Origin of the sequence: Komagataeibacter europaeus, from assembly GCF_002173515.1 — a bacterium.
Lineage (GTDB): Bacteria > Pseudomonadota > Alphaproteobacteria > Acetobacterales > Acetobacteraceae > Komagataeibacter > Komagataeibacter europaeus.
On sequence record NZ_CP021467.1, the window covers coordinates 1000326 to 1022415 of the forward strand.

Sequence of the window (22090 nt, forward strand, 5' to 3'; positions counted from 1 at the left end):
GACTGAAACCAGAACAGCAACAGTTCAACTTATTCCGTCCCTCCAACCTTTTTGATGAAAAGATCAGGTCCACGCCATGCCATCCAGTCGTTCTGAACATAACCGGCAGAAAAGCACGCTGACAGGCAGGAACGTGCATGCAACCTGTCACCGGCCCTTTCCGTTGCACGTGGACTTGTCGGGAGTGGAACGTCATGTTCAGGATGCCGGTCAGACATAATCCGGATATTCCCGCGCCATCTGAACCGCCAACCACGGTGCCACCCCCCACACCCATTCCGGATCCCGGGCCTGACCCGGATAATGATCCGCTCGATGATCCCCGACCGAATATGCCGGACTGGAGCAGCGATGACGAACCGGTTGATCCGCCCACGGATGACCCGCCTGGTCCGTTTGCACCCGATGAGAAAGACAGGGAAACCGTCGAAGACTGGTAAGCTGCGGGTTTACATTTCGTGACGGGAACACAACCGTCTTGCGGATTAAGGTTGGGGTCCCAACAGGTGAGATGCCACTGCTGTCCATGTCCAATCATAATACAGGATGTGCCATCACGTTCTTCCTGCCTGTCCTTGTGGTAGCGATATCAGGCTGTCACCAACCGCCGGACCATACCGATAAATGCTGGCGCCCCCCATCGTCGCGCAACGGCAGCGTTCATGGCAGCATAACCACGGGCTTTGGCGTCGGCAGCGGGCGCGGCATGATGGGTGGTTTTCCCATGGGCGGCATGACAGGCGCAGGCGGTATGCCCGGCCCGATGCCGACGGGTATGGGATCTGGCATGGACCAGAGTAGTCCCTTCACGGAAAAACAGACCGCCAGGAACAGCCTGCCCAAAGACTGCATGCCGCCTGATTTCCCCACGCACGCACAAAGTTCGTCCCGCCAGACGACCACGCCGCCAACCCCGCCTGCGGCTCAGCAGGTTCCCGATACGGTAGACGTATCCGGCATCCGCATCGGTCCATGAACTGATCCATATCCGATTTCTGCCTCATGAGTCAGGCAGTCAGCCTGCGATCCGAAAACTCGGGACAGGACATCCGGCACAGCCGTTTTTTCAGACCGAAACCGGACAGGATTCCGAGGGAAGTCCCGTAGTCCACGCAGGCTGCCGCCTGCAAGTCTTTCTATCCGGTTCCCCTATCACCGGCCAGATCGGTTGCGGCCGCATAGCCTCGTGCCGTCTTAATCAGTTCCGTTCCGTAACCGCTTCACAGGCAGTCGGGCACACTCCGGAAAGACCCGGAAGCTGCCTGGACACTGCGGCCCCTCGCTGGGAGGCAGTGCTGGTATCAGGAACAGCAAAATGTTGATCCAAGTAGGCAAAACATGGAGGATCTGAACATGGACGCAACAGAATACAAGCCCGACAGCAGACTTCTACGTCTCCGGGAAGTTACTGAAAGAACCGGACTGAGCCGGGCGGCCATTTACCGGCATATCAGTAAAGGGACTTTCCCCAGACCACGCAAACTGTCCAGCGGCACAATCCGCTGGCATTCCGGCACTATCGAGGACTGGGTCAATACCGCCGGTACGCCAGGCAACTGACCGGTTTCTTGTTGCAATCAGTTCTCCGAGGCTGCCCTGGCCTGGCCACTCGGCTCCACCATGGTCACGAACCCGGTCAGGCCAGCATCAGCAGCGCATACCAACTACTGTAAAGCCGGACCCGTCTTCATAGGCTATCTGGTCGCATTTCATCTGTTTGTTTCTTCGGAATGCAATAAGTTCCCCAAGCATCCATCAGGACGCGCCGCTTTTCCAGAAGATTCCCACGTCGATAAGCAGCTTCGACCTTGCTTGCGATAGCATGAGCTAGCGCCATTTCGGCAATATCACCGTCGAATTCTGTTTCTTCAGCAACCCAGTCCCGAAAAGACGAACGAAATCCATGAGGAACCGCCGCGATACCGGCATCACGACAGATCTTCGTCAACGTCATATCAGAAAGAGGTTTGCCCCTTCGCAAACCCGGAAATACAAGGTTGCTACGTAATTCGCGATACTTATGGGCACGCATGAATATATCCAACGTCGGCCGGGATAGAGGAACAACATGTTCGCGTCCTGCTTTCATACGCGTCGCAGGTATCGTCCATAAAGCGTTATCCAGGTCAACTTCATCCCACGTCGCGCCCCTGATCTCGCCGGAGCGTGCAGCTGTCAGGATAAGTCCGACCAGTGCAAGGCGCCCTAGCGAATTACCGGAACGGAGATAGGCTACAAAAGCTGGAACCTCGACATAAGGTAGCGCCGCATGATGGACGGACTTACTTTTCACTTTTGGAAGAGACTTGTCCATCGCAGCCATGGGCAGAGGAAGATTACGGTAGCCTTTGCCGATCGACCAATCCACGACCGCGCTGATTCGTTGTCGAACGCGACGTGCAGTTTCCTGCTTTGGCAACCAGATGGGCGCAATTACCTCCCTGACGTGGTGACCATCAAGATCAGCTATGGAAATGTCTCCGATGACAGGAAAGGCGTAGCTTTCAAGGGTCGCCAGCCATTGCCCGCGATGCTTCCTGTTTTTCCATGTCGCTTCATTCTCTGCATACACTTTCAGGGCAGCTTCACGGAAGGTAGGAATGCCCGCTTCCTTACGACGTTCGACTATAGGATCAAGCCCGGCTTCAACCTGCATTCGGGCCTTGCCCGCCCGCTGACGTGCCAGAACCAAGGACACGGTCTTTGCACTGCCTAGACCAATGTCGCGTCGCCGACCATTTTTCTGAATGCGGCACACCCATGATTTGCCGCCTTTCGGACTAATGACGAGATAGAGCCCATCCCCATCGCCGTAGCGTCCGGGCTCTCTCGCGGCCTTTACGGCTGTCGCGGAAAGACGTCCCATTTTTATCCCACATTTTTTCCCACATCTGACGCGGGATAAAGTGCAATTCAATGGAACAACATGCAACACAAAATGGGCCAAAAACCTAGGTCTTCCGCCACTTGTGATGCTATTTTAGATTGTCTGGAAAAAGTGATTGGCGGAGGGGAAGAGATTCGAACTCTCGATACGACTTGACATCGTATAACGGTTTAGCAAACCGCCGCCTTCAGCCACTCGGCCACCCCTCCGCCGAAGAGCGCGCATTATAAGTAACACGGCGTTTGCAGGGCTGCTTTTAGCGTGTTGCCGCAACCCTGCAAAGCCCCAAAATGCGTTAAAGCCCGTTTTTACAAAACTTTTTTCAGGGCCTCATTCACAATGGCCGGATTGGCCTTGCCTGCCATGGCTTTCATCACCTGGCCCACGAAAAACCCGAACAGGCGATCCTTGCCACCCCGGTATTCCTCCACCTTGTCCGCATTGCGCGCCAGCACGTCGGCCACGGCGGCGTCAATCGCGCCGGTGTCGGTTACCTGCTTCAGGCCCTTGCGTTCCACGATGTCGGCGGCACTGTCGCCGGTTTCCAGCATGTCCTCAAAGACTTCCTTGGCAATCTTGCCATTGATTGTCTTGTCGGCCATCAGGTCCAGCATACCACCCAGCGCCTGCGCCGAGATGGGACTGTCCTGAATGCCGCGACCCGTGCGGTTCAACGCACCAAACAGGTCACCCGTGACCCAGTTGGCGGCCAGGCGGGCATCACGGCCCTTCGCCACTTCCTCGTAATAATCGGCAATGGCCTGCTCGGCCACCAGCACGCTGGCGTCGTAACGGGGGATACCATACTGCTTGATAAAACGGTCACGCTTGTCATCGGGCAGTTCAGGCAGGCCGCGCTCCAGTTCGTCCACCCATGCCTGCTCCACCACCAGCGGCAGCAGATCAGGGTCGGGGAAATAGCGGTAATCGTGCGCGTCTTCCTTGCTGCGCAGCGAACGGGTTTCATTGCGCGACGGATCGAACAGGCGGGTTTCCTGATCAACCTCGCCACCGTCTTCCCATACCTCGATCTGGCGCGTGGCCTCGACCTCGATCGCATGCATGACGTAGCGGATGGAGTTGACGTTCTTGATCTCGCAGCGCGTACGGAACGGCTCGCCTGCCTTGCGCACCGAAACATTCACGTCGGCACGCATGGACCCTTCTTCCATGTTGCCATCACATGTACCCAGATAGCGCAGGATCTGGCGCAGCTTGCGCAGGTAGGCGCCCGCTTCCTCCGGGCTGCGGATGTCGGGTTCGCTCACGATTTCCATCAGGGCGACACCGGCACGGTTCAGGTCGATGAAGGACCGCGTCGGGTCCTGGTCATGCATGGACTTGCCCGCATCCTGTTCCATATGCAGGCGCGTGATGCCGATATGGCGCACCGTGCCATCGCCCAGTTCGATCTCGACCGTGCCTTCACCTACGATGGGATGGGTAAACTGGCTGATCTGGTAGCCGGTCGGCAGGTCGGCATAGAAATAGTTCTTGCGGTCGAACCGGCTTTCCAGGTTGATGCGCGCGCGCAGCCCCAGCCCGGTGCGGATCGCCTGCGCCACGCATTCGTGGTTCAGGACCGGCAGCATGCCGGGAAAACCCGCGTCAACCAGGCTGACATGGGTGTTGGGTTCCCCACCGTAGGATGCGGAGGCACCGGAAAACAGCTTGGAATGGCTGATGACCTGCGCGTGGACTTCCAGCCCCACCACGATTTCCCACGTGCCGGTCTTGCCTTCGAGTGTGTAGCTCATTTCGCGCCCTCCGCACGGATGGCAGGCCGGTGGGTGAAGCCCGCCGCACTTTCCAGCGCGCTGCCTGCGGCCAGCAGGGTTTCCTCGTCAAACGGACGGCCGATCAGCTGCAGGCCAAGCGGCAGGCCGGTGGCCCCAAGCCCCACGGGCACGGACATGGCGGGCATGCCGGCCATGGACGCCGGCACGGTGAAAATATCATTCAGGTACATCTGGACCGGATCATCCGTCTTTTCCCCCTGCGCGAACGCGGGCGTCGGCGCGGTAGGGGTCAGCAACACGTCAACCTTCTGGAAGCTTTCGGTAAAGTCGCGGCGGATCAGGCTGCGGACCTTCTGTGCCTTCAGGTAATAGGCATCGTAGTAGCCTGCCGAAAGCACATACGTCCCCATCATGATACGGCGGCGCACTTCCGGGCCAAAGCCCGCGCGGCGGGTGGCTTCGTACATGGCGTCCAGCGTCGGGCCTTCCACCCGTTCGCCAAAGCGCAGGCCGTCATAACGGGCCAGGTTGGACGAACATTCGGCAGGGGCGACAATATAATAGGTCGCCAGGCCGTATTTGGTGTGGGGCAGGGAGACATCGACAATCTCGCAGCCCGCGGCCTTCAGCCACGCGATACCCTGCTGCCATGCCGCCTCGATCTCGGCGGACAGGCCCTCGGCGCGGTATTCGGCGGGGATGCCGACCTTCAGCCCCTTCAGGCTGCGGCCGATGGCTGCGGAATAATCCGGCACGTCACAGTTCACGCTGGTGCTGTCACGCGCATCAAAGCCCGCCATGGACTGCAGCATGATCGCGCAGTCACGCACGCTGCGCGCCATGGGACCGGCCTGATCCAGCGAGGATGCATAGGCAATGGTGCCAAACCGGCTGCACCGGCCATAGGTCGGCTTCAGCCCGACAATGCCACAATAGGCGGCGGGCTGGCGGATGGACCCGCCGGTATCGGTGCCCGTAGCCCCCATGGCAAGCCCCGCCGCTACGGCGGCGGCGGACCCGCCCGACGAGCCACCGGGCACGAGCGCCGCATCATCGCCATTGCGCTTCCACGGGTTTTCCACCGGGCCGAAGGCGGAAGTGATGTTGGCCGACCCCATGGCGAATTCGTCCAGGTTGGTCTTGCCCACAAACACCGCGCCATCACGCAGCAGGTTGGCCGTCACCGTGCTTTCGTACGGGGGAACGAAGTTTTTCAGGATGTTGCTGGCCGCCGTGGTCCGCACACCATTGGTGCAGAACAGGTCCTTGATCCCCAGCGGAATGCCGGTCAGGGGCCCTGCCTCGCCCTTCGCCAGCGTTTCATCCGCGTGGGCAGCAGCCGTCAGCGCCGCATCCGACGTGGTGGTGATGTAGGCGTTCAGGCGCGGGTTCAGCGCGGCGATGGCATCCGTATGCGCGCGCACCAGTTCCACGGCGCTGAATTTGCGCGCGCGCAGTCCTGCTGCCGCATCGGCAATCGTCAGTTCGGTCAGGCTCATCTTATTCAACAACCTTGGGCACGGTATAGAAGGGGCCAACGGCATCGGGCGCGTTGGACAGCACGGCGTCGCGGCAGTTGCCATCGGTCACCACGTCGTCACGCGTGCGCAGGGCGGCGTGGCCCGTGCCGACCATGGGGGTGACCCCTTCGACATCGACCTCGTTCAGCTGCTCGACCCAGCCGAGGATCCCGTTAAGCTCCCCTTGCAGGGCAGGAAGATCAGACTCGTCAATACCAATCCGTGCCAGTCTGGCAATGCGGCGGACGGTCGCGGGATCAAGCGACATGAAGCAATAACTTTCCATCGTAACAGGGGAAGAATATCCTGCGGCGCAGGACCAAGAAGGAACATACCCCCGACCATGCCCCTGTTCAACATATGCGATCTGCGCGCAGCCCTGCGCCCCGGCCAGCGCCTGCTTGGCCTTGACCCCGGAAAGAAGACGATTGGCGTCGCCCTGTCGGATGTGGGGCTGATGCTGGCATCCCCCCACACGGGACTGAAACGCGGAAAACTGTCGGTCGTGGCTGCTGAAATCAGCAGGATCGCACGCATGCAGGACGCAGGCGGTCTGGTGGTCGGCCTGCCGCTGTCGCTTGATGGCAGCTTTGGCCCGGCGGCGCAGGCGGCGCGGGACTGGACGCTCAACCTGTCGGACATGACCGGACTGCCGGCGGCGATGTGGGATGAACGGCTGTCGTCGTCTGCCGTGAACCGCTTCCTGATTTCGGAAGCCGACATGACCCGCCAGCGACGGGGGGAAGTAGTGGACCAGATCGCGGCGGCCTACATACTGCAGGCAGCCCTGGATGCCTCGATCCCGCAGACGCGGGCATAGGCCGATTTCGCATTCGTGATGGCATGACTGGATTGTGCCAAAACCGGACCCGCCCGGTGCGGGGGCTGCTATGGTTGCCCCGACCACCGGCGCGCACCGGGAGGTGATCCTTCCCCCCCAATGCCTTTTTCCGCCGGACCCATGTTGCATAAACAAGGATACCGGCCATGCGCCTGCCGCATCTGCATCTGCCCTACCTGCATGTCCATGTGCATGACCGCCCGCTGGCAGGCGACCCGCACCCGCACAATCCCTTCCACTGGAAGCTGTATTTCTGCGAGGCGATCGCCACCGCCATCCTCATGATCCTTGGCCTGAGCGCGGTCATCCTGCTTACGGCGCCCGGCAGCCCGTTTTCATCGCCGCTCATGCATCATCCCTACATCCAGACCGCGCTGTGCGGGCTGTGCTTTGGCCTGTCGGGCACGGCTGCGGCCATGACCCCGTTTGGCAAGGTCAGCGGGGCGCATATCAACCCGTCCGTGACCCTTGCGTTTTCACTGGCCAAGCGGATCGGGGGGGTGGATGCACTGAACTACATGATCGCACAGGTCGTCGGCGCCTTCCTGGGCACGGCTGTGGTGTATGAGGCGGGCAGGCTGATCGCCTGGTGGGGCAACATGGCGGTGGCCGTGCGGTATGGGGCGACGGTGCCATATGGGCAGATTTCGATCTGGTGGGCGATGTGGTCGGAAATGTTCGTGACCGCCGCCCTGATCGCCATGCTGTACTGGCTGGCGGCCCATCCGAAATGGAAGTTCATTACTCCATGGTCGGGCGGGCTGTTCTTCCTGATCATGAACCCGGTTACGGCATGGCTGTCGGGCAACAGCGTCAATTTCGCGCGTACGCTGGCGCCCGCACTGTTCGCGGGGCAGTGGACGGGGCTGTGGATCTATGTGGTGGGGCCGTTCGCAGGCGCGTCGCTTGCGGTCATGGCCATTCGCATGAACCTGCTGGGCAAGCTGCACCTGCTGGAGGCGCGACTGGTCAATTTCGGCCACCATGGCCGCGTGCCGGGACTGGATGATCCGCACCGCAAGCTTAACCACCCCGATGACCCCGACCACGTTCCCCCCGGCGCGGGTCCGGCCTGACGGACCGGCTGGCCCGCATCTGGCGCAACCCACGAATGACATATTCTGTTGTTTTGCTTGGGTGGCATTAACGGCCATAGTCGCCAGCCGCCATGCCCGACATGGCCCGTCGAGGGAGAGAGCATAATAATGAAGCGTTTTTTCAACACGCGCGACACCATCGTAACCGAAGCCCTGGACGGGTTCCTGCGTTCGGCGGCGGGCAGCCACCTGTGCCGGCTGGATGGTTATCCCGATACCTGTGTCATCATGCAGCGCGAACCGGATCGTGCGCAGGTTTCGGTCGTTTCCGGCGGCGGATCGGGGCATGAACCCGCCCATGCCGGTTTTGTCGGGCGCGGGATGCTAACGGCGGCGGTGTGTGGCGCGCTGTTCGCCTCCCCCTGTGTTGACGCGATCGTGGCCGCCATCCTGGCCACCACGGGGGATGCGGGCTGCCTGCTGGTGGTCAAGAACTATACCGGTGACCGGCTGAACTTCGGGCTTGCGGCCGAACGCGCGCGCGCGCTGGGCAGGCAGGTGGAAATGGTGATTGTGGGCGATGACATCGCCTTGCCTGAATCCGCCACGCCGCGCGGCGTGGCGGGGACGGTACTGGCACACAAGCTGGCGGGATATGGCGCAACGCAGGGCTGGCCGCTGTCACGGGTTGCGGAATTCGTGCGCGACGGCGCAAAACGCATGCGCACCATCGGCCTGGCGCTGGAGGACTGCAATCCGTATGAACCCGGTCGCGCCAGCCGCCTTGCCAACGATCAGGTCGAACTCGGCCTTGGCATTCATGGTGAACCAGGCGCCCAGCGCATTGCCATGGCAAGCGCCCACGACCTTGTACGCATTGCCGCCGATACGCTGGAGGCCAGCCTGCCCACGACGGTCCGCAACACCCGTTTCGCGCTGCTGCTGAACAATCTGGGCACGGTGCCGGAAGTGGAGATGGCGCTGCTGCTGGAAGCCTTCAGCCAGACGCCGCTGGCCCGCCGGGTATCGCACGTCATTGGTCCGGCGCCGCTTATGACCGCGCTGGACATGAACGGTTTTTCGTTCACGCTGATCGAACTGGATGAAGCCATCACCGCGGCGCTGCAGGCCCCGACGCAGCCGCGCGCCTGGCCCGGCATCGCCCCGCTGGGCAGCCCTGCCATAGCACCGATGCCCCACATGCCCGACGCCTTCCCGTATCCCGCCACACCCAATCCCGCGCTGCGGCATGTGCTCGAACGCGGGGCGGACATCCTGATCGCCAATGAAGCGGCGCTGAACGAACTGGATGGCCGGATCGGGGATGGGGATGCGGGTTCCACCTTCGCGGGGGCCGCGCGTGAAATCACGGCAGCGCTTGACCGCCTGCCACTGGCTGACCCGCATCACCTCATGACCACCATAAGCAACATCCTGACCCAGCATGCGGGCGGGTCGAGCGGCGTGCTGTTCGCCATCATGTTCTCGGCAGCCGGACGCAGCCCGGAACCCTGGCGGCAGGCATTGCGCGACGGGCTGGAACACATGATGGCGTGCGGTGGTGCGAAACCGGGCGACCGCACCATGATCGACGCGCTGTATCCGGCGCTGGAAGTGCTGGCGACCGGCGGCAGCCTGCCTGATGTGGCGCTGGCGGCACGGCAGGGCGCTCAATCCACCACCACGATGGACAGCGCCCGCGCCGGACGCGCCGCCTATGTACCCAGCGCGCAGGTGCGTAACGTGCCCGACCCGGGGGCCGAAGCCGTAGCCCGCCTTCTGGAAGGGCTGGCGGCAGGCTGAACAATGCGGGGCAGGGGACTGGCAACCGTCCGTCTGCCCCAAAAACAATGCAGGTTTCCCGGCGCCGTCTTTTTTGAAAAAGACGGCGCACCCTGAAGCTTCTTGAAAAAAAAAGCTTCACCAGAAACCCTTCAATCCGTTCAGGCTTTCTTCACGAATTCCGATTTCAGGTTGATCGCACCCACGCCGCTGATCTTGCAGGCGATGTTGTGCCCATCCGTCGCATCGACCAGTCGGATGCCGCGAACTTTCGTCCCGCCCTTGATGACCGAGGACGCGCCCTTGATCTTCAGGTCCTTGATAACGGTCACGCTGTCCCCATCGGCCAGCACATTGCCGTTGGCGTCACGTATTTCCGCCACGCCGTCCGTCGCGGGGGCAGCATCCTGCGGGTTCCATTCATATCCACATTCGGGGCAGTTCCACAGGCTGCCATCGGGGTAGACGTGTTCGCACCCGCACTGGGGGCATGTCATGTCAGCTTCCATCATCATCCTCACTATCTGGGACCGCGCTCATACAGCACAGCCCCATATGCGGAAAGGACATGGATCATGCAGCCACATGCTTTTGCGCCAGTCAGCGGCAATTCAGCCGACAGGCCGCGCGGGCAGACAGCCCGGCGCGGCCCAGATTGTGGCATTTACTGCTGCGGCGCGGTGCCACCATGGGTACTGACGCCGGGCCCACCGCCGTCATCCGACCCGCCACCGGCGGGCTTTGGTTTGTCGCACCCGGCAAGACAGCCAAGGACAGCCACCGCCATCATCATCCGCGCAAGGTTTCGCATTGGTTTTCTCCTCTCCAGCTGTTCTGGCCTTCAAGGGGGGATAACCGCCGTACCGCGCCACGGTTGCGTGCCAAAACAGGACAACGCCTGACAAGCAGCGCGACAGCTGTCATTTCACGCATGCGCATGCAGCAGCGATGGCGGTACTGGAAGGAAGGATATTCCATCCGGTGTAACCCGCGTTTCGGGGCCGTCCCTAGCGGACAGCCTGTTTTCGGAAAAAACGTTCGACAGCCAGCATGCCAAGCAACAACGCGACGCCAAAGCCCTCGCGCGCATGATCGATGAGGTAACGCATGACAGCCTCCTCTTCTGGCTTGTTAGGAAGATAGTGACGTATTCGCCCCGGAATCGGAAGCAAAAACGCGCATCGCATGCTTCACAATTACATTTCGCCCGCGCACGGACATGCGGGGTCAGGCCGTAACCCGGACCCCGCTGTTTCGTTCGGCATGCATCTCCTGACCAGAAGGGGATCCGTATGGAAAGACGATTTCCAGCAGATGGCGGCGGATCAGCCGAATTTACGCACCATCCAGTCAAAGAATGCAGCATGCCACAGGGTCGGCGCGCCAAGCTGGCAATGTTCCGCGCCGCCGGACAGGACATCGAACATGACCGTTTCCACCGACCGCGCATGGGTGCAGGCACGGGCGAAATCATCGGCCTGCGAAGCCGGAATGAAATGGTCCCGTTCACCTACCAGCGTCAGCACATCCGCCGTGATCTTTTCCGCGACACCCGCCAGCGTATAGGCTTTCAGCGCGTCCAGCACCTGTTCCAGCGTACTGACACCCAGCGTCCACAGCGCGTTGTCGAGCGCCCATGCGATATCGGGGTTTTTCATGGCGTCCGGATCCCGTGCCGCAGCGGCATAACGCTGCGCAACGCTGCCCATGTCGAAAAAGACATCATAGGCCACCACGCCATCAATCCGCCCGTCAAACGCCGCGACACGCGGGGCGAGGTACCCGCCCATGCTCATGCCCACCAGCACCGTGCGGCGGGGTGTAAACCAGTTGGCCTGAAAATGATCCAGCACCGCCGCCGTGGGCTTTTCCCATTGCGGCGTGAAGGGCAGGCCGTATTGACGCAAGGCCTCCCCCTGTCCCGGTCCTTCATAGGTCAGGACGCCATAACCTCGGTCATGCGCCGCCTTGACCAGAACGAAATACAGTTCCTCCAGTGTGGAATCATATCCACCGCCCAGCACGATCAGCGGCCGCGCCTGCCAGCCTGAAGGACCGGGATAGACAATGCCCCGCAACTGCCCGTTTTCGTACGGAACGGTAAAGCGTTCATACGTAATGGCCGAAAGGCGCATGCCATTGTCAAAGGCGGCCACCTGACGCGTCCATGCCGTCTGGCGGCGCGGATCGTGGGGGGAAAGCAGGAATTCCGCCGTGCGCCAGTAATTATGGGCACGCAGCCATGCATGGCCACGGCTTAACGGATCGGCGCAATGGGGAATGCGGTCCTCGGTCCGGGTGGCGAGGGCGGAAAACTGTGTGTACCAGCCATTGCTGTCACCATCTGCAATCTGGCTGATCGCCATCAGCACTTCGTTCAGGTCAGCGCCCCCGGCCGCAATGTGGTTCAGCGTACGCAGGGTCTGGAAATGGAAGGTCTGGTTACGGAAAAAACGCGACAGCCCATGATCGGGCAGGGGAGTGACGGGTTGTGGCATCGGATACCTCGGTTACAGGTCAGGAACCGGGACATGATATCGTTCGTCCGGGCGCATATTTGATATATTGCGCCAGTCATTTGATATTTCGCGCCATAACGGGGACTGACATGGTAACGACAGTCGAGGCGGTACTGGCAGCCGCACTTCAGGCCGGATACCTGAATATGAGCGAAGTCCGGCGCATGATGGCGCGGGCAGGGAGCATGCCGGATGATCCGACCCGACTGACACGCATGCGTGCAGCCATATGGCATGAACTGCTGGCCCGGCATGGTGCTGACCACGGGTTGGGGATCATGCTGGCGCTGAATGCCGGGACGCATGATTTTGGCGTGATGGGCGAACTGGTCAGCCATTGCGACAGCCTGCTGGACGCCTATCGGATCATCGGGCGTTACAGCCGCCTGCTGCATCCCGATATTGATATCCGGGCCACAAGGCAGGCGGGGCGCATCGAAATCCATTATACCCTGCTACGCGCGGACCAGCGCACCGCGTCAGGGGTACTGGCCGCGGGACAGTTATGGGCGCTGACCCTGCTGGCGCGACTGCCCCGCACGATTCTGGGGCTGGATATCGCACCGCTGCGCATGGACGTATCCTGTCCGCTACCCCAACCGGGACCATGGCAGATGGCCGAAGGCGTCCTTGGCTGCCCGATCCGTTTCGGACAGAAAAGCTACCGGCTGGTATTCGACCGTGCGGCGCTGGAACGCCGCCAGCGCCTTGAGACCCGGCCTGCGCGTTTTTTCCTGGAGGAACTGGCCCGCCGCATGCTGGCCGAAGTGCCCGCGCAATCCGACCTGTCGGCCCGGGTGGCCGAAAGCCTGCATGCGCGCCTGCCATCGGGGCAGGTATCGATTGGCGATGTGGCGGGAGATCTGGGCGTATCGCCCCGCACGCTGCAACGCAGGCTGGCGGAAGATAAAAACAGTTTCCGCGATATTCTGGACCGCGTCAGGCGGCACGAGGCCGAACGCCTGCTACGGACGGGAGAGCATACGAAAAACGAAATCTCGTTCCTGCTGGGCTATGCCGAACAGTCGGTATTCGCCCATGCGCGGCACCGATGGGCAAAGTCTGCCCCCACAGGTTAAGGACTACATCAAAAAATCAGAAGAAAGTTCTTGGTGAATATTTTTCGAAAATCTTTAGAAGAACGCCACCTTTTAAAAAAAAGCGGCACTCGAAAATTTTCACCAATGTCATCAAATCATTATTTCCAGAATACATGCCCATATGATCTGCTTCGGCTGGCCCGCTGTCGCCTTGCCAACAGGCGGCCAGCAGGCCTAGTACAGTCGTCATGTTATCCTACGTGCCTGACCCCGGTCACCATTTGCCTGCTCCTGCTTATGGGGGGCGCATACAGTGACCCGTATTTTCATTGATGCCGATGCCTGCCCCGTGCGGGACGAGACCTATCGCGTGGCGCTGCGCTACGGGTTACGGACCTATGTGGTATCAAACCGCATGATCGCGGTGCCTGACACGCCGCTGATTGAACGGGTGGTGGTGACACAGGGCATGGATGTGGCGGATGACTGGATTGCCGAACATGCGGCGGCCCATGACATTGTCATTTCCGCCGATATCCCGCTGGCCGCGCGTTGTGTTGCGAACGGGGCCTGCGTGCTGGAACCGCGCGGGCGGATACTGGATCAGGATGCGATTGGCATGGCGCTGGCCATGCGCAACCTGATGACGGACCTGCGCGATACCGGTACTATCATGCAGGGTAGTCGTGGCTTTACCCGGTCCGACCGTTCCACGTTCCTGTCCGCGCTGGACACGGCGGTGGTCAGGGCACGCAAACAGGCTGCGGGCCATGGACGCATGCCGCCGGTCATTCCCCCTTCGGCATAAGGGATTATTTCGTGTAATTGATTGATAGAGAATAAAAGTTTTTGGGTGCCGCCTTTTTTCAAAAAGCCGGCGTTCTTTAAAGCTTTTTGAAAAAAGCTTCACCAAAAACTTTCTTCTGATTTTTCAGCAATAATCCAAAAAATGCCGCCTGCCCATGACGGGCTGACGGCACCAGCCCATGTCCCGCTACTGGGACATGGAATCATATTACAGATCAGCCAGCGTTTTTCTGGGCAGCCTTGGCGAACAGGGCAGAAATCGCATCCTGTGCCTCGGTCTGGATGGCCTTGAGGTGCGCAGCACTCTTGAAGCTTTCGGCATAGATCTTATAGACGTTTTCCGTACCCGACGGACGGGCGGCAAACCAGCCGTCCTTTGCCGAAACCTTAAGCCCGCCAATGGCCGCTCCGTTGCCAGGCGCATTGGTCAGCGTGCTGAGGATCGGCTCACCCGCCAGTTCGGTCATGCCGATCTGCTCGGGCGAAAGGTTTTTCAGGATGGCCTTCTGTTCCGGGTCGGCCGGGGCGTCGATCCGCGCGTAGTACGGCGTGCCCAGGCGTCTGGTCATGTCCTCATACGCCGCACCGGGGGTGCGCTTGGTGCGGGCCGTGATCTCGGCTGCCAGCAGGCCAAGGATGATGCCGTCCTTGTCCGTGCTCCACACCGTGCCGGCACGGCGCAGGAAGGACGCGCCCGCGCTTTCTTCACCGCCAAAGCCCAGCGTGCCGTTGTACAGCCCGTCGACAAACCACTTGAACCCGACCGGCACTTCCACCAGCTTGCGGCCGATTTCCTTGGCCACGCGGTCGATCATGCTGCTGCTGACCACCGTCTTGCCCACGCCCGCGCTGGCATTCCAGTTTTCGCGATTGTTGAACAGGTATTCAATCGCGACAGCCAGATAGTGGTTGGGGTTCATAAGCCCGTACTTGCCCGATACGATGCCATGCCGGTCGGCATCGGTATCATTGGCGAACGCGATGTCGAATTTGTCCTTCATTCCGACAAGGCGCGCCATGGCGTAGGGGGAGGAACAGTCCATGCGGATCTGCCCGTCCCAGTCAGCGGTCATGAAGCGGAAGGTCGGGTCCACTTCCTTGCTGACGATCGTGGCGTTGATGCCGTATTTGTCGATGATCGGCTGCCAGTAATCCACCGCGGCCCCACCCAGCGGATCAATGCCGATGGACACGCCGGATTCACGGATCACGTCCATGTCCACCACGGCGGCCAGGTCATCCACATACGGCGTGATGTAGTCATGGCGCTTCGTGGTGGGGGCCTTCAGCGCGTCCTCGAAACTGACGCGCTTCACGCCTTCCATCTTTTTAGCCATGTAGTCGTTGGCCGCAGTTTCCACCACCTTGGTGATGTCGGTATCCGCCGGGCCGCCATGGGGGGGATTGTACTTGTAGCCGCCATCTTCCGGCGGGTTATGCGACGGGGTGATCACCACGCCATCGGCCAGGTCACTGCTGCGGTCACGGTTATAGGTCAGGATCGCGTGCGAGATGACCGGCGTGGGGGTATAGCCATCCTGCGCGTCGATACGGACTTCCACGCCATTGGCCGCGAACACTTCCAGCGCGGATTTCAGCGCCGGCCGCGACAGCGCATGGGTGTCAATGCCGATGAACAGCGGCCCGGTGATGCCTGCGCCCTTGCGGTAATCGGCAATCGCCTGGCTGATCGACAGGATGTGGTTTTCATTGAAGCTGGTGGTCAGCGAGGAACCACGATGCCCCGACGTGCCAAACGCCACGCGCTGCGTTGCAATGGCGGGGTCAGGCTTGCGGGTATAATAGGCGTCAAGCAGGGCGTCGATATTGACAAGACGGTCCGGATCGACCGGCTTGCCGGCAAATGGGCTTATGCTGGGCATTGACTGCTCCCGAAATGCGATATGAAAAAGTGCATATTCTACAAATTCCCTTACAGACCGATACCGGCAGCGTCCACCCGCAAACCGCCCCGACGGATGGGGCGCAGGCCGGCGGGATGATGGCGCGCGGGACGGAAAAGGGCATGCATCATGCCCGGACACTGGCGCGTGAAGTGTGCCGCCAGCATTGAACTATATCAAAATACGGACCTTTTCCGTTTCCCTGTCTGTCCATCACGTTCCCGCGCACGGGTTGTGGAACAGGGTAGGGAGTCCCATCATATGCTTATGAACAGCACCCTTCCGCCCAACGGCCCCGCGCCAGCAGAAATGGACCCGGAACATTTGCGCCGCCAGCGGCTGGAACGGCTACTGCGCCGTCTGCCCGCGCGGGGGGAACAGGCCATGCGCTGGCTTTTGCAGCCGGGACGGGCATGGCTGCGGGCCATTCTGGGCAGCGCGCTGATCGTGGGCGGGTTACTGAGCTTCCTGCCAGTACTGGGGCTGTGGATGTTGCCGCTGGGTCTTATCCTGCTGGCGGAGGACATGCCCCCGCTACGCAAACTGACCGCGCGCATGCTGGAATGGATCGAACGTCGCCACCCGAAATGGATGGCCCCCAAGCCCGCGCCATGACAGCCACGCGACGTGGTATCAGCCGCGACTACGCGGCTTTGCCTTCCTGCGGCCAACAACGGACAGGCGGGTGGTGACGAGATCGTAGCCCATCTGCCGCACGATTCCCTCCAGCAGGGAATCCAGTTCGGTATTCTCGAATTCAATGACCTTGCCGGTATCGGCGTCGATCAGATGATAATGATCGCCATGGTCGCCATCCGCCACTTCGTACCGTGCACGACCACCGCCAAAGTCACGGCGCTGCAGGATGCCGTTTTCTTCAAACAGGCGCACGGTGCGGTATACCGTCGCGATTGAAATGCGTGGGTCCACCTCCACCGCGCGGCGGTACAGTTCCTCCACATCCGGATGGTCGTCACTGTCGGACAGGACGAAGGCAATCGTCCGACGTTGGCCTGTCAGTTTCAGGCCACGCTGGCGGCACAGGTCCGCCAGGGGGGAATCGGGGGAATTCGGCTCTTTCATCGTTCTGTAACGTAATCCAGACAGACCGCCGCGGTCCAGTAGGGATAAGGCGTTACGCACGTCGATTTTAATTGCAAATGATAATCTTTCTCATTATCACGGTCTCACCGACATAACAGGGAGCGGGCTTTGCCAAGGCCCGAGCAGATGATGACCAACACGACAGTTTTCATGAATGATCTTTCGTGCAGCGAACGCCTGCTGGTCTGGTGCGTGCGCCGCCTCAGCGGTGCGGGCGAGGGGACGGGTCACATGCCCGGCCTGGCCCTGCCATGCTTCCGGACGGATTTCGCCGCCGTGGCCGATGCCTTCCGCATGGCGCTGGGACGGCTGCGCGCCTACCAGAACGGCACGGTGGACGTGGCGATCTGCAGCGCGACGCACCTGACGGGCACGGAAAACCGCTTCCTCGTCGCCGCTGCCGCCGCGCAGGAAGGGCGTGAGGCCGAAGTGCGCCGTACGCTGCGCCCTGTTTTCACCCACCATCATGTCCTGTCCCCCTTTGCCGCCGCTATAACCCAGCTTGGGGCCTGCATGGCGGGGGCGGGGTACTGGCTGCCGCGCCGGGGCCATCACGGCGGGGGCGGCAGTCCGCCCGTGCGCAGCCTGCGCTGGCCCGCGCAGCAGGCAGCCGACGGCACGGCAGTTCGCGCCACCGTGCCCCCTGCCGTCACGCCCGCCACGGCGGCAGCCCAACCCGTGGGCGCGGGCTGCCTTGCGGCCATGCGCTGGCACAGCGCCGACATGGGGACCGCGCATGTCATGTGGCCCAGCACCGTCGCCGCCATGCAGACAGGCGGCCTGTAGGAAATACCAAACGGGGGAGCGTGGGCGACCGGATCGCCCGCGCATCGCCGCATGACGACAGGATGATCCGCCATGCCATCACACCGGCTGTCCATGCGCCATGCCTGCGTGTTCATGGAAAACGCATTCCTTGAACTGCTCGATATCCTTGCATGGCAGGAAGGGGTGGCGCCACCGCCATCCGCCGGTCCCCATGGGCTGGCGGGGCCGTGTGGCGCCGGCCGGGGGATGGTCAGTCCTGATCGGGGGCGGGAGCCGAGTTGAGCTTGATGTACTGCTGGATCCCCACCTGACGGATCAGGTCGAACTGGCGGTCGAGGAAGTCTTCATGCTCTTCCTCGTTGACCAGGATCCTGAGCAGCAGGTCGCGGGAGACGAAGTCGCGTACGCTTTCGCAATAGGCGATGCCCTCGCGCAGGTCGCCGATGGCCTTTTCCTCAAGCTTCAGGTCGCATTTGAGGATTTCCTCCACGTCCTGTCCCACCAGGATCTGGTTGTAGCGCTGCACGTTGGGCAGGCCGCCCAGATACAGGATGCGCTCGATCAGCCAGTCGGCGTGCTTCATCTCCTCGATCGATTCTTCGTATTCCTTCTTGCCCAGCAGGGTGACGCCCCAGTGGCGCAGCGTGCGGGCGTGCAGGTAATACTGGTTGATGGCCGTCAGCTCGTTCGTCAGCTGCGTGTTCAGGTGTTCGATCACCTTCGGATCCTTGACGGGCATGTGCGCGTTCCTCTCCTGTCAATGTTTATTCATTCGGGTTACTGCGGTGTCCGCCTGTGCGCAATTACAAAAAAGCGTTGCATAACCGCCGACTGCGCGCGACCCTGCCACGCCCGTAACCCCCGCAGCACGCGGCGCATGGCATGAGGAGAGCCGCATGACCCAGATCCCCTACCACACGCTGGACGCGAACGGCATACGTGACCTGATCGCGGGCCTGCCGGATGTGGCGACGCGTCTTGGCGGCGCATCCGCGCAATGGCAGGTGCGTGAGGTCAGTGACGGCAACCTCAACAATGTCTTCCTTGTGGGCGGCCCGGTGGGGGAAGTCTGCCTGAAGCAGTCCCTGCCGCATGTGCGCGTGGACCCGTCATGGAAAATGCCACTGGACCGCACGTTTTTCGAGGCCGCATGGCTGCGCGCGGTGCTGCCGCTGGTGGGCGGGCTTACGACGGAATGCCTGTTTTTCGACCGAGACCTGTATGTCCTGATTGTCGAAAGCCTGTCGGGCCATACCGTGCTGCGCACGGCGCTTATGCAGGGGGCGGACTGGCCTGGGGTGGCGCCGCGCATCGGCACCTTCATCGCCCGTGCCGCGTTTGGCACGTCCCTGCTGGCCCGCCCGTTCGAGGAAGTGTTCACCACCCGCCGCACCTTTGCCGCCAATCTGGCCCTGACCCGCATCACGCTGGACCTTGTGCTGGACGACCCGTACCGCGACCATCCGCGCAATCACTGGCACGATCCCGTCCTGACCCCCATCGTGCTGGATATCCGTTCCAGCGCCGCGACGCTGCTGGCGGTTGAAAACCTGCGCCGGCGTTTCCTGTCGCAGCCGCAGGCGCTGCTGCATGGCGACCTGCATACCGGTTCGATCATGAGTACGCCGGACGATACCCGCGTGATTGACGGGGAATTCGCGGTATATGGCCCCATCGGGTTTGACTGCGGCATGTTCGTGGGCAACCTGGTGCTGCATTATTTCGCAATGCCAGACCATGCGGCGCGCAAGGCCACACTACGTGATATCGGCGCCTTCTGGAACAGCTTCCATGAACAGTTCATGGGATTGTGGAACGCGAACGAGGCCCCGCCGCCGGGCACGCTGCGCCCGCTGGCCTACGGGCCGGCCGCCCATGTGGCGCAGCAGACATTCATGGAGGAAATCCTGGGCGATACCATCGGTTTCGCGGCGATAGAGATCATCCGCCGCATCATCGGCTATGCCCACACGGCGGATTTCGACATCATAGCCGACCGGCAGCAACGCGCGGCCTGCCGGGCAGGGGCGCTGGCCTTTGCCTATCATGTGCTGGATCACCTGAATGAATTCCACACGATCAATGATTTCCTGTACTTCCTTGATGAACAGGGACAGGCAGGCCTGTAACCGCGCGCCCCGATGCGGGGAGGACATGTAGCGCCACCATCCACCCCGGTCATGCTGCACCCCGGACGCGGCGACGGACCATGATGCGATCAGGCAGCGGTGCCAGCAGATGCATCCTGATGATTCCCACGCCTGTTCGGACTGCAGGTCACAATGGATACTGTCTTGAAATGATCTGGTGATCTAGGAGACTGTTTGAAAAGTCAGGCCGGAAGACATTCAGCAATCATAAAGAAGTTTTTGGTGAAGCTTTTTTCAAAAAGCTTCGAAAAACGCCGCCTTTTTGGAAAAAAGGCAGCACCAAAAGACTTTATATTTTCATTATAAAACAGGCTATTTGAAAATATCTATTCCGGCTCCGCATCGTCCCCATCGGGCATGAGAGCCACAAGCCGCGCCATGGACTGGCGCAGCTCCGCCTCGATCTCCGCCAATGGGCGGGCAGGGACGTCATGGCTGAAATACCGCGCAAAGGAAATGGCGCAGCCAATACCGGTGCGGCCCGTGTCCAGCCGGGCCTCAGGGTCATACGGCTGGATCATCTGGCTGAACCATGCCTGCGGGTCATGCTCCATCCCCACGCGGAAAGCCGTGCGCACGGGTGCGCCATCACGGGCGGGGCGCATTACCGTCAGGCTGTGGTACAGGAATTCCCGTCCCGGCAGGATGCGTGAAAACGCGATGCGCCGCCCATCCATCACACCGTCCGGTGCCGGGGTATCGTGTGCCAGCACCTGCCATGATTCCGGCGTACCATCCGTCCCATCATACCGGATGATATCCATTGCCGTATCGACCATGCATGCCTGAACCACGGCGGCAATGTGGGCCTGCGTCATCTCCCGCCGCTTTTCACCACTGCCGGACGGGGCGCGTTGCCACAGGCCCGTCGCATCAACCAGACGGACCCTGTCCCGCCGTGCCGCGGGCCTGTTGTTGTCCAGTATCCACACATACGTCGCGATACCGGTATTGACGAACATATCCGTGGGCAGGGCAATGATCGTGTCAATCAGGCCCTGATCCACCAGATAACGCCGGATTGCGGATTCACCGGATTCCGGCCCACCGCCAGACAGCGCCGCCCCATGCGTCACCACGCCAATGCGCGCGCCACCAGCACGCCTGCCGCGCATGTGGGCGACCAGATGCAGCATGAACAGCATGGACCCGTCCGAAACGCGGGGCAGGCCGGGGGCAAAGCGCCCGGCGTTACCCCTGGCATGTTCAGCCTGTATCGTGTCCCGGATATGCCGCCAGTCCAGCCCAAAGGGCGGATTGGACAGCATGCGGGCAAAGCGGCGGCCCGCATGCCCATCATGGGCCAACGTGTCGCCACTGGCGATATGCCCCGGCGCATGCCCGCGCAGCAGCATGTCCGCCCGACACAGGGCACAGGCACGCGAGCCGATTTCCTGACCGAACAGGTCCACCGTCACCCCACGCGCCAGCAGGCGGTCCGCAGCCCGGCCCAGCAGCGCGCCCGTGCCCGCCGCGGGGTCATACAGGGCATGGTGCGTTCCGGGACCATCGGGGGCGAAGACAAGGTCCACCATAAGGTCCGTGACCTCCGGCGGGGTAAAATGCGCGCCCGTGCGCTGACTGGTGGAAAAATGGTGGACCAGTTCCTCAAACAGGCGGGCCATCGCCTCGCTGCCATACCGGTCGGGTGACAGGTCAAGGGCCGCGAAATGCGCCGCCATCGCCGCCAACCGGCCGGTACGCGCCAGACGCCGGGCAAGCGGCATGACCTCCAGATGGGAGAGGATATCGCGCACGCTGGCGGGCAGGCGTGCAATCAGGCGATCAAGGCGACCCACCGGGTCGGACGCGCACGCCACCGCATCCAGCCAGCATGCGGGACGGGCGCGTGACAGTTCCAGCCGCCGCAGCATGGTGAACGCCAGTATGACCGGCCCGTATTCCACCGGTTCCATGCCGCCGCGCAACAGGTCGGCCACACGCCAGATGGCGGCAGCCGACAGCAGCGGGCGGGCAGGGGCATCAGCCACC

Annotated in this window: 24 protein-coding genes and 1 tRNA gene; 12 read left to right on the forward strand and 13 right to left on the reverse strand. The window is 61.6% G+C overall.

Features of this window, described 5'->3' with window-relative positions:
* Positions 1-526 precede the first annotated feature (526 nt).
* Together S101446_RS04500 and S101446_RS04505 are read left to right on the forward strand one after the other, a co-directional pair.
* Positions 527-976 (forward strand): hypothetical protein, encoded by a 450-nt coding sequence (locus S101446_RS04500; RefSeq protein ID WP_244184504.1) that lies wholly within the window; start codon positions 527-529, stop codon positions 974-976.
* A gap of 377 nt (positions 977-1353) precedes the next feature.
* Positions 1354-1560: a helix-turn-helix transcriptional regulator gene (locus tag S101446_RS04505; protein WP_087608836.1), complete on the forward strand. Its 207-nt coding sequence runs from the start codon at positions 1354-1356 to the stop codon at positions 1558-1560.
* 127 nt (positions 1561-1687) lie between these two features.
* Here S101446_RS04505 and S101446_RS04510 read toward each other — a convergent pair whose 3' ends face one another.
* From S101446_RS04510 to gatC, 5 genes are all read right to left on the reverse strand, one after another.
* The gene (locus tag S101446_RS04510) at positions 1688-2866 is read right to left on the reverse strand and encodes a tyrosine-type recombinase/integrase (protein ID WP_087607759.1); all 1179 of its coding nucleotides are present in this window, start codon (positions 2864-2866) and stop codon (positions 1688-1690) included.
* Between the two features lie 137 nt (positions 2867-3003).
* Positions 3004-3096, reverse strand: a tRNA-Ser gene (locus tag S101446_RS04515).
* Between the two features lie 99 nt (positions 3097-3195).
* On the reverse strand, positions 3196-4644 hold the full coding sequence (gatB, locus tag S101446_RS04520) for an Asp-tRNA(Asn)/Glu-tRNA(Gln) amidotransferase subunit GatB (RefSeq protein WP_019086545.1): 1449 nt from the start codon (positions 4642-4644) through the stop codon (positions 3196-3198).
* On the reverse strand, positions 4641-6125 hold the full coding sequence (gatA, locus tag S101446_RS04525; protein WP_087607760.1) for an Asp-tRNA(Asn)/Glu-tRNA(Gln) amidotransferase subunit GatA: 1485 nt from the start codon (positions 6123-6125) through the stop codon (positions 4641-4643). The genes gatB and gatA overlap by 4 nt, the downstream gene beginning before the upstream one ends.
* A 1-nt stretch (position 6126) precedes the next feature.
* Positions 6127-6414 carry an Asp-tRNA(Asn)/Glu-tRNA(Gln) amidotransferase subunit GatC gene (gene gatC, locus S101446_RS04530; protein WP_010511548.1) on the reverse strand — a complete coding sequence of 96 codons (288 nt, stop codon included), beginning with the start codon at positions 6412-6414 and terminating at the stop codon, positions 6127-6129.
* Positions 6415-6489: 75 nt separating this feature from the next.
* Here gatC and ruvX point away from each other — a divergent pair, with 75 nt between their 5' ends.
* The 3 genes from ruvX (at position 6490) to S101446_RS04545 (ending at position 9827) form a co-directional block, all read left to right on the forward strand.
* Complete coding sequence (gene ruvX, locus S101446_RS04535) at positions 6490-6966, forward strand: Holliday junction resolvase RuvX (RefSeq protein WP_087607761.1); 477 nt, start codon at positions 6490-6492, stop codon at positions 6964-6966.
* A 167-nt stretch (positions 6967-7133) separates the two neighbouring features.
* On the forward strand, positions 7134-8063 hold the full coding sequence (locus S101446_RS04540) for an MIP/aquaporin family protein (RefSeq protein WP_087607762.1): 930 nt from the start codon (positions 7134-7136) through the stop codon (positions 8061-8063).
* A gap of 129 nt (positions 8064-8192) precedes the next feature.
* Positions 8193-9827 (forward strand): dihydroxyacetone kinase subunit DhaK, encoded by a 1635-nt coding sequence (locus S101446_RS04545; protein ID WP_087607763.1) that lies wholly within the window; start codon positions 8193-8195, stop codon positions 9825-9827.
* Between the two features lie 140 nt (positions 9828-9967).
* Here S101446_RS04545 and S101446_RS04550 read toward each other — a convergent pair whose 3' ends face one another.
* From S101446_RS04550 to S101446_RS04555, 3 genes are all read right to left on the reverse strand, one after another.
* On the reverse strand, positions 9968-10318 hold the full coding sequence (locus tag S101446_RS04550; protein ID WP_456303470.1) for a zinc ribbon domain-containing protein YjdM: 351 nt from the start codon (positions 10316-10318) through the stop codon (positions 9968-9970).
* A 152-nt stretch (positions 10319-10470) separates the two neighbouring features.
* Positions 10471-10617: a hypothetical protein gene (locus S101446_RS17995; protein WP_010511556.1), complete on the reverse strand. Its 147-nt coding sequence runs from the start codon at positions 10615-10617 to the stop codon at positions 10471-10473.
* Positions 10618-11131: 514 nt separating this feature from the next.
* Positions 11132-12304 (reverse strand): alpha/beta hydrolase family protein, encoded by a 1173-nt coding sequence (locus S101446_RS04555; RefSeq protein ID WP_087607764.1) that lies wholly within the window; start codon positions 12302-12304, stop codon positions 11132-11134.
* 110 nt (positions 12305-12414) lie between these two features.
* Between S101446_RS04555 and S101446_RS04560 the strand changes: the two genes are divergently transcribed.
* A complete protein-coding gene (locus S101446_RS04560) occupies positions 12415-13404 on the forward strand; it encodes an AraC family transcriptional regulator (RefSeq protein WP_244184505.1) in 990 nt (329 codons plus the stop codon).
* A gap of 16 nt (positions 13405-13420) precedes the next feature.
* Here S101446_RS04560 and S101446_RS17650 read toward each other — a convergent pair whose 3' ends face one another.
* Entirely contained in the window at positions 13421-13615 is a 195-nt protein-coding gene (locus S101446_RS17650; protein ID WP_157684823.1) for a hypothetical protein, read from the reverse strand.
* Between the two features lie 63 nt (positions 13616-13678).
* Here S101446_RS17650 and S101446_RS04565 point away from each other — a divergent pair, with 63 nt between their 5' ends.
* Positions 13679-14173: a YaiI/YqxD family protein gene (locus tag S101446_RS04565; RefSeq protein ID WP_019086536.1), complete on the forward strand. Its 495-nt coding sequence runs from the start codon at positions 13679-13681 to the stop codon at positions 14171-14173.
* 214 nt (positions 14174-14387) lie between these two features.
* On the opposite strand, the gene pgm is transcribed toward S101446_RS04565, so the two are convergent.
* Entirely contained in the window at positions 14388-16055 is a 1668-nt protein-coding gene (gene pgm, locus S101446_RS04570) for a phosphoglucomutase (alpha-D-glucose-1,6-bisphosphate-dependent) (protein ID WP_019091484.1), read from the reverse strand.
* Between the two features lie 29 nt (positions 16056-16084).
* Between pgm and S101446_RS18000 the strand changes: the two genes are divergently transcribed.
* Together S101446_RS18000 and S101446_RS04575 are read left to right on the forward strand one after the other, a co-directional pair.
* Entirely contained in the window at positions 16085-16246 is a 162-nt protein-coding gene (locus S101446_RS18000) for a hypothetical protein (protein ID WP_167376403.1), read from the forward strand.
* 91 nt (positions 16247-16337) lie between these two features.
* Entirely contained in the window at positions 16338-16691 is a 354-nt protein-coding gene (locus S101446_RS04575; protein WP_010512098.1) for a hypothetical protein, read from the forward strand.
* 18 nt (positions 16692-16709) lie between these two features.
* On the opposite strand, the gene S101446_RS04580 is transcribed toward S101446_RS04575, so the two are convergent.
* A complete protein-coding gene (locus S101446_RS04580; protein WP_010512097.1) occupies positions 16710-17159 on the reverse strand; it encodes a Fur family transcriptional regulator in 450 nt (149 codons plus the stop codon).
* 147 nt (positions 17160-17306) lie between these two features.
* Between S101446_RS04580 and S101446_RS04585 the strand changes: the two genes are divergently transcribed.
* Both S101446_RS04585 and S101446_RS17655 read left to right on the forward strand, forming a co-directional pair.
* Complete coding sequence (locus S101446_RS04585; protein WP_087607766.1) at positions 17307-17966, forward strand: hypothetical protein; 660 nt, start codon at positions 17307-17309, stop codon at positions 17964-17966.
* 72 nt (positions 17967-18038) lie between these two features.
* Positions 18039-18230 carry a hypothetical protein gene (locus S101446_RS17655; RefSeq protein ID WP_155820208.1) on the forward strand — a complete coding sequence of 64 codons (192 nt, stop codon included), beginning with the start codon at positions 18039-18041 and terminating at the stop codon, positions 18228-18230.
* On the opposite strand, the gene bfr is transcribed toward S101446_RS17655, so the two are convergent.
* On the reverse strand, positions 18199-18687 hold the full coding sequence (bfr, locus tag S101446_RS04590) for a bacterioferritin (protein ID WP_053322887.1): 489 nt from the start codon (positions 18685-18687) through the stop codon (positions 18199-18201). The two genes, S101446_RS17655 and bfr, sit on opposite strands and share 32 nt — an antisense overlap.
* A gap of 157 nt (positions 18688-18844) precedes the next feature.
* On the opposite strand from bfr, the gene mtnK reads away from it, so the two are divergent.
* Entirely contained in the window at positions 18845-20077 is a 1233-nt protein-coding gene (gene mtnK, locus S101446_RS04595) for an S-methyl-5-thioribose kinase (protein WP_087607767.1), read from the forward strand.
* A gap of 347 nt (positions 20078-20424) precedes the next feature.
* On the opposite strand, the gene S101446_RS04600 is transcribed toward mtnK, so the two are convergent.
* Positions 20425-22089 (reverse strand): class I SAM-dependent DNA methyltransferase, encoded by a 1665-nt coding sequence (locus S101446_RS04600; RefSeq protein ID WP_087607768.1) that lies wholly within the window; start codon positions 22087-22089, stop codon positions 20425-20427.
* Between the last annotated feature and the right edge of the window lies 1 nt (position 22090).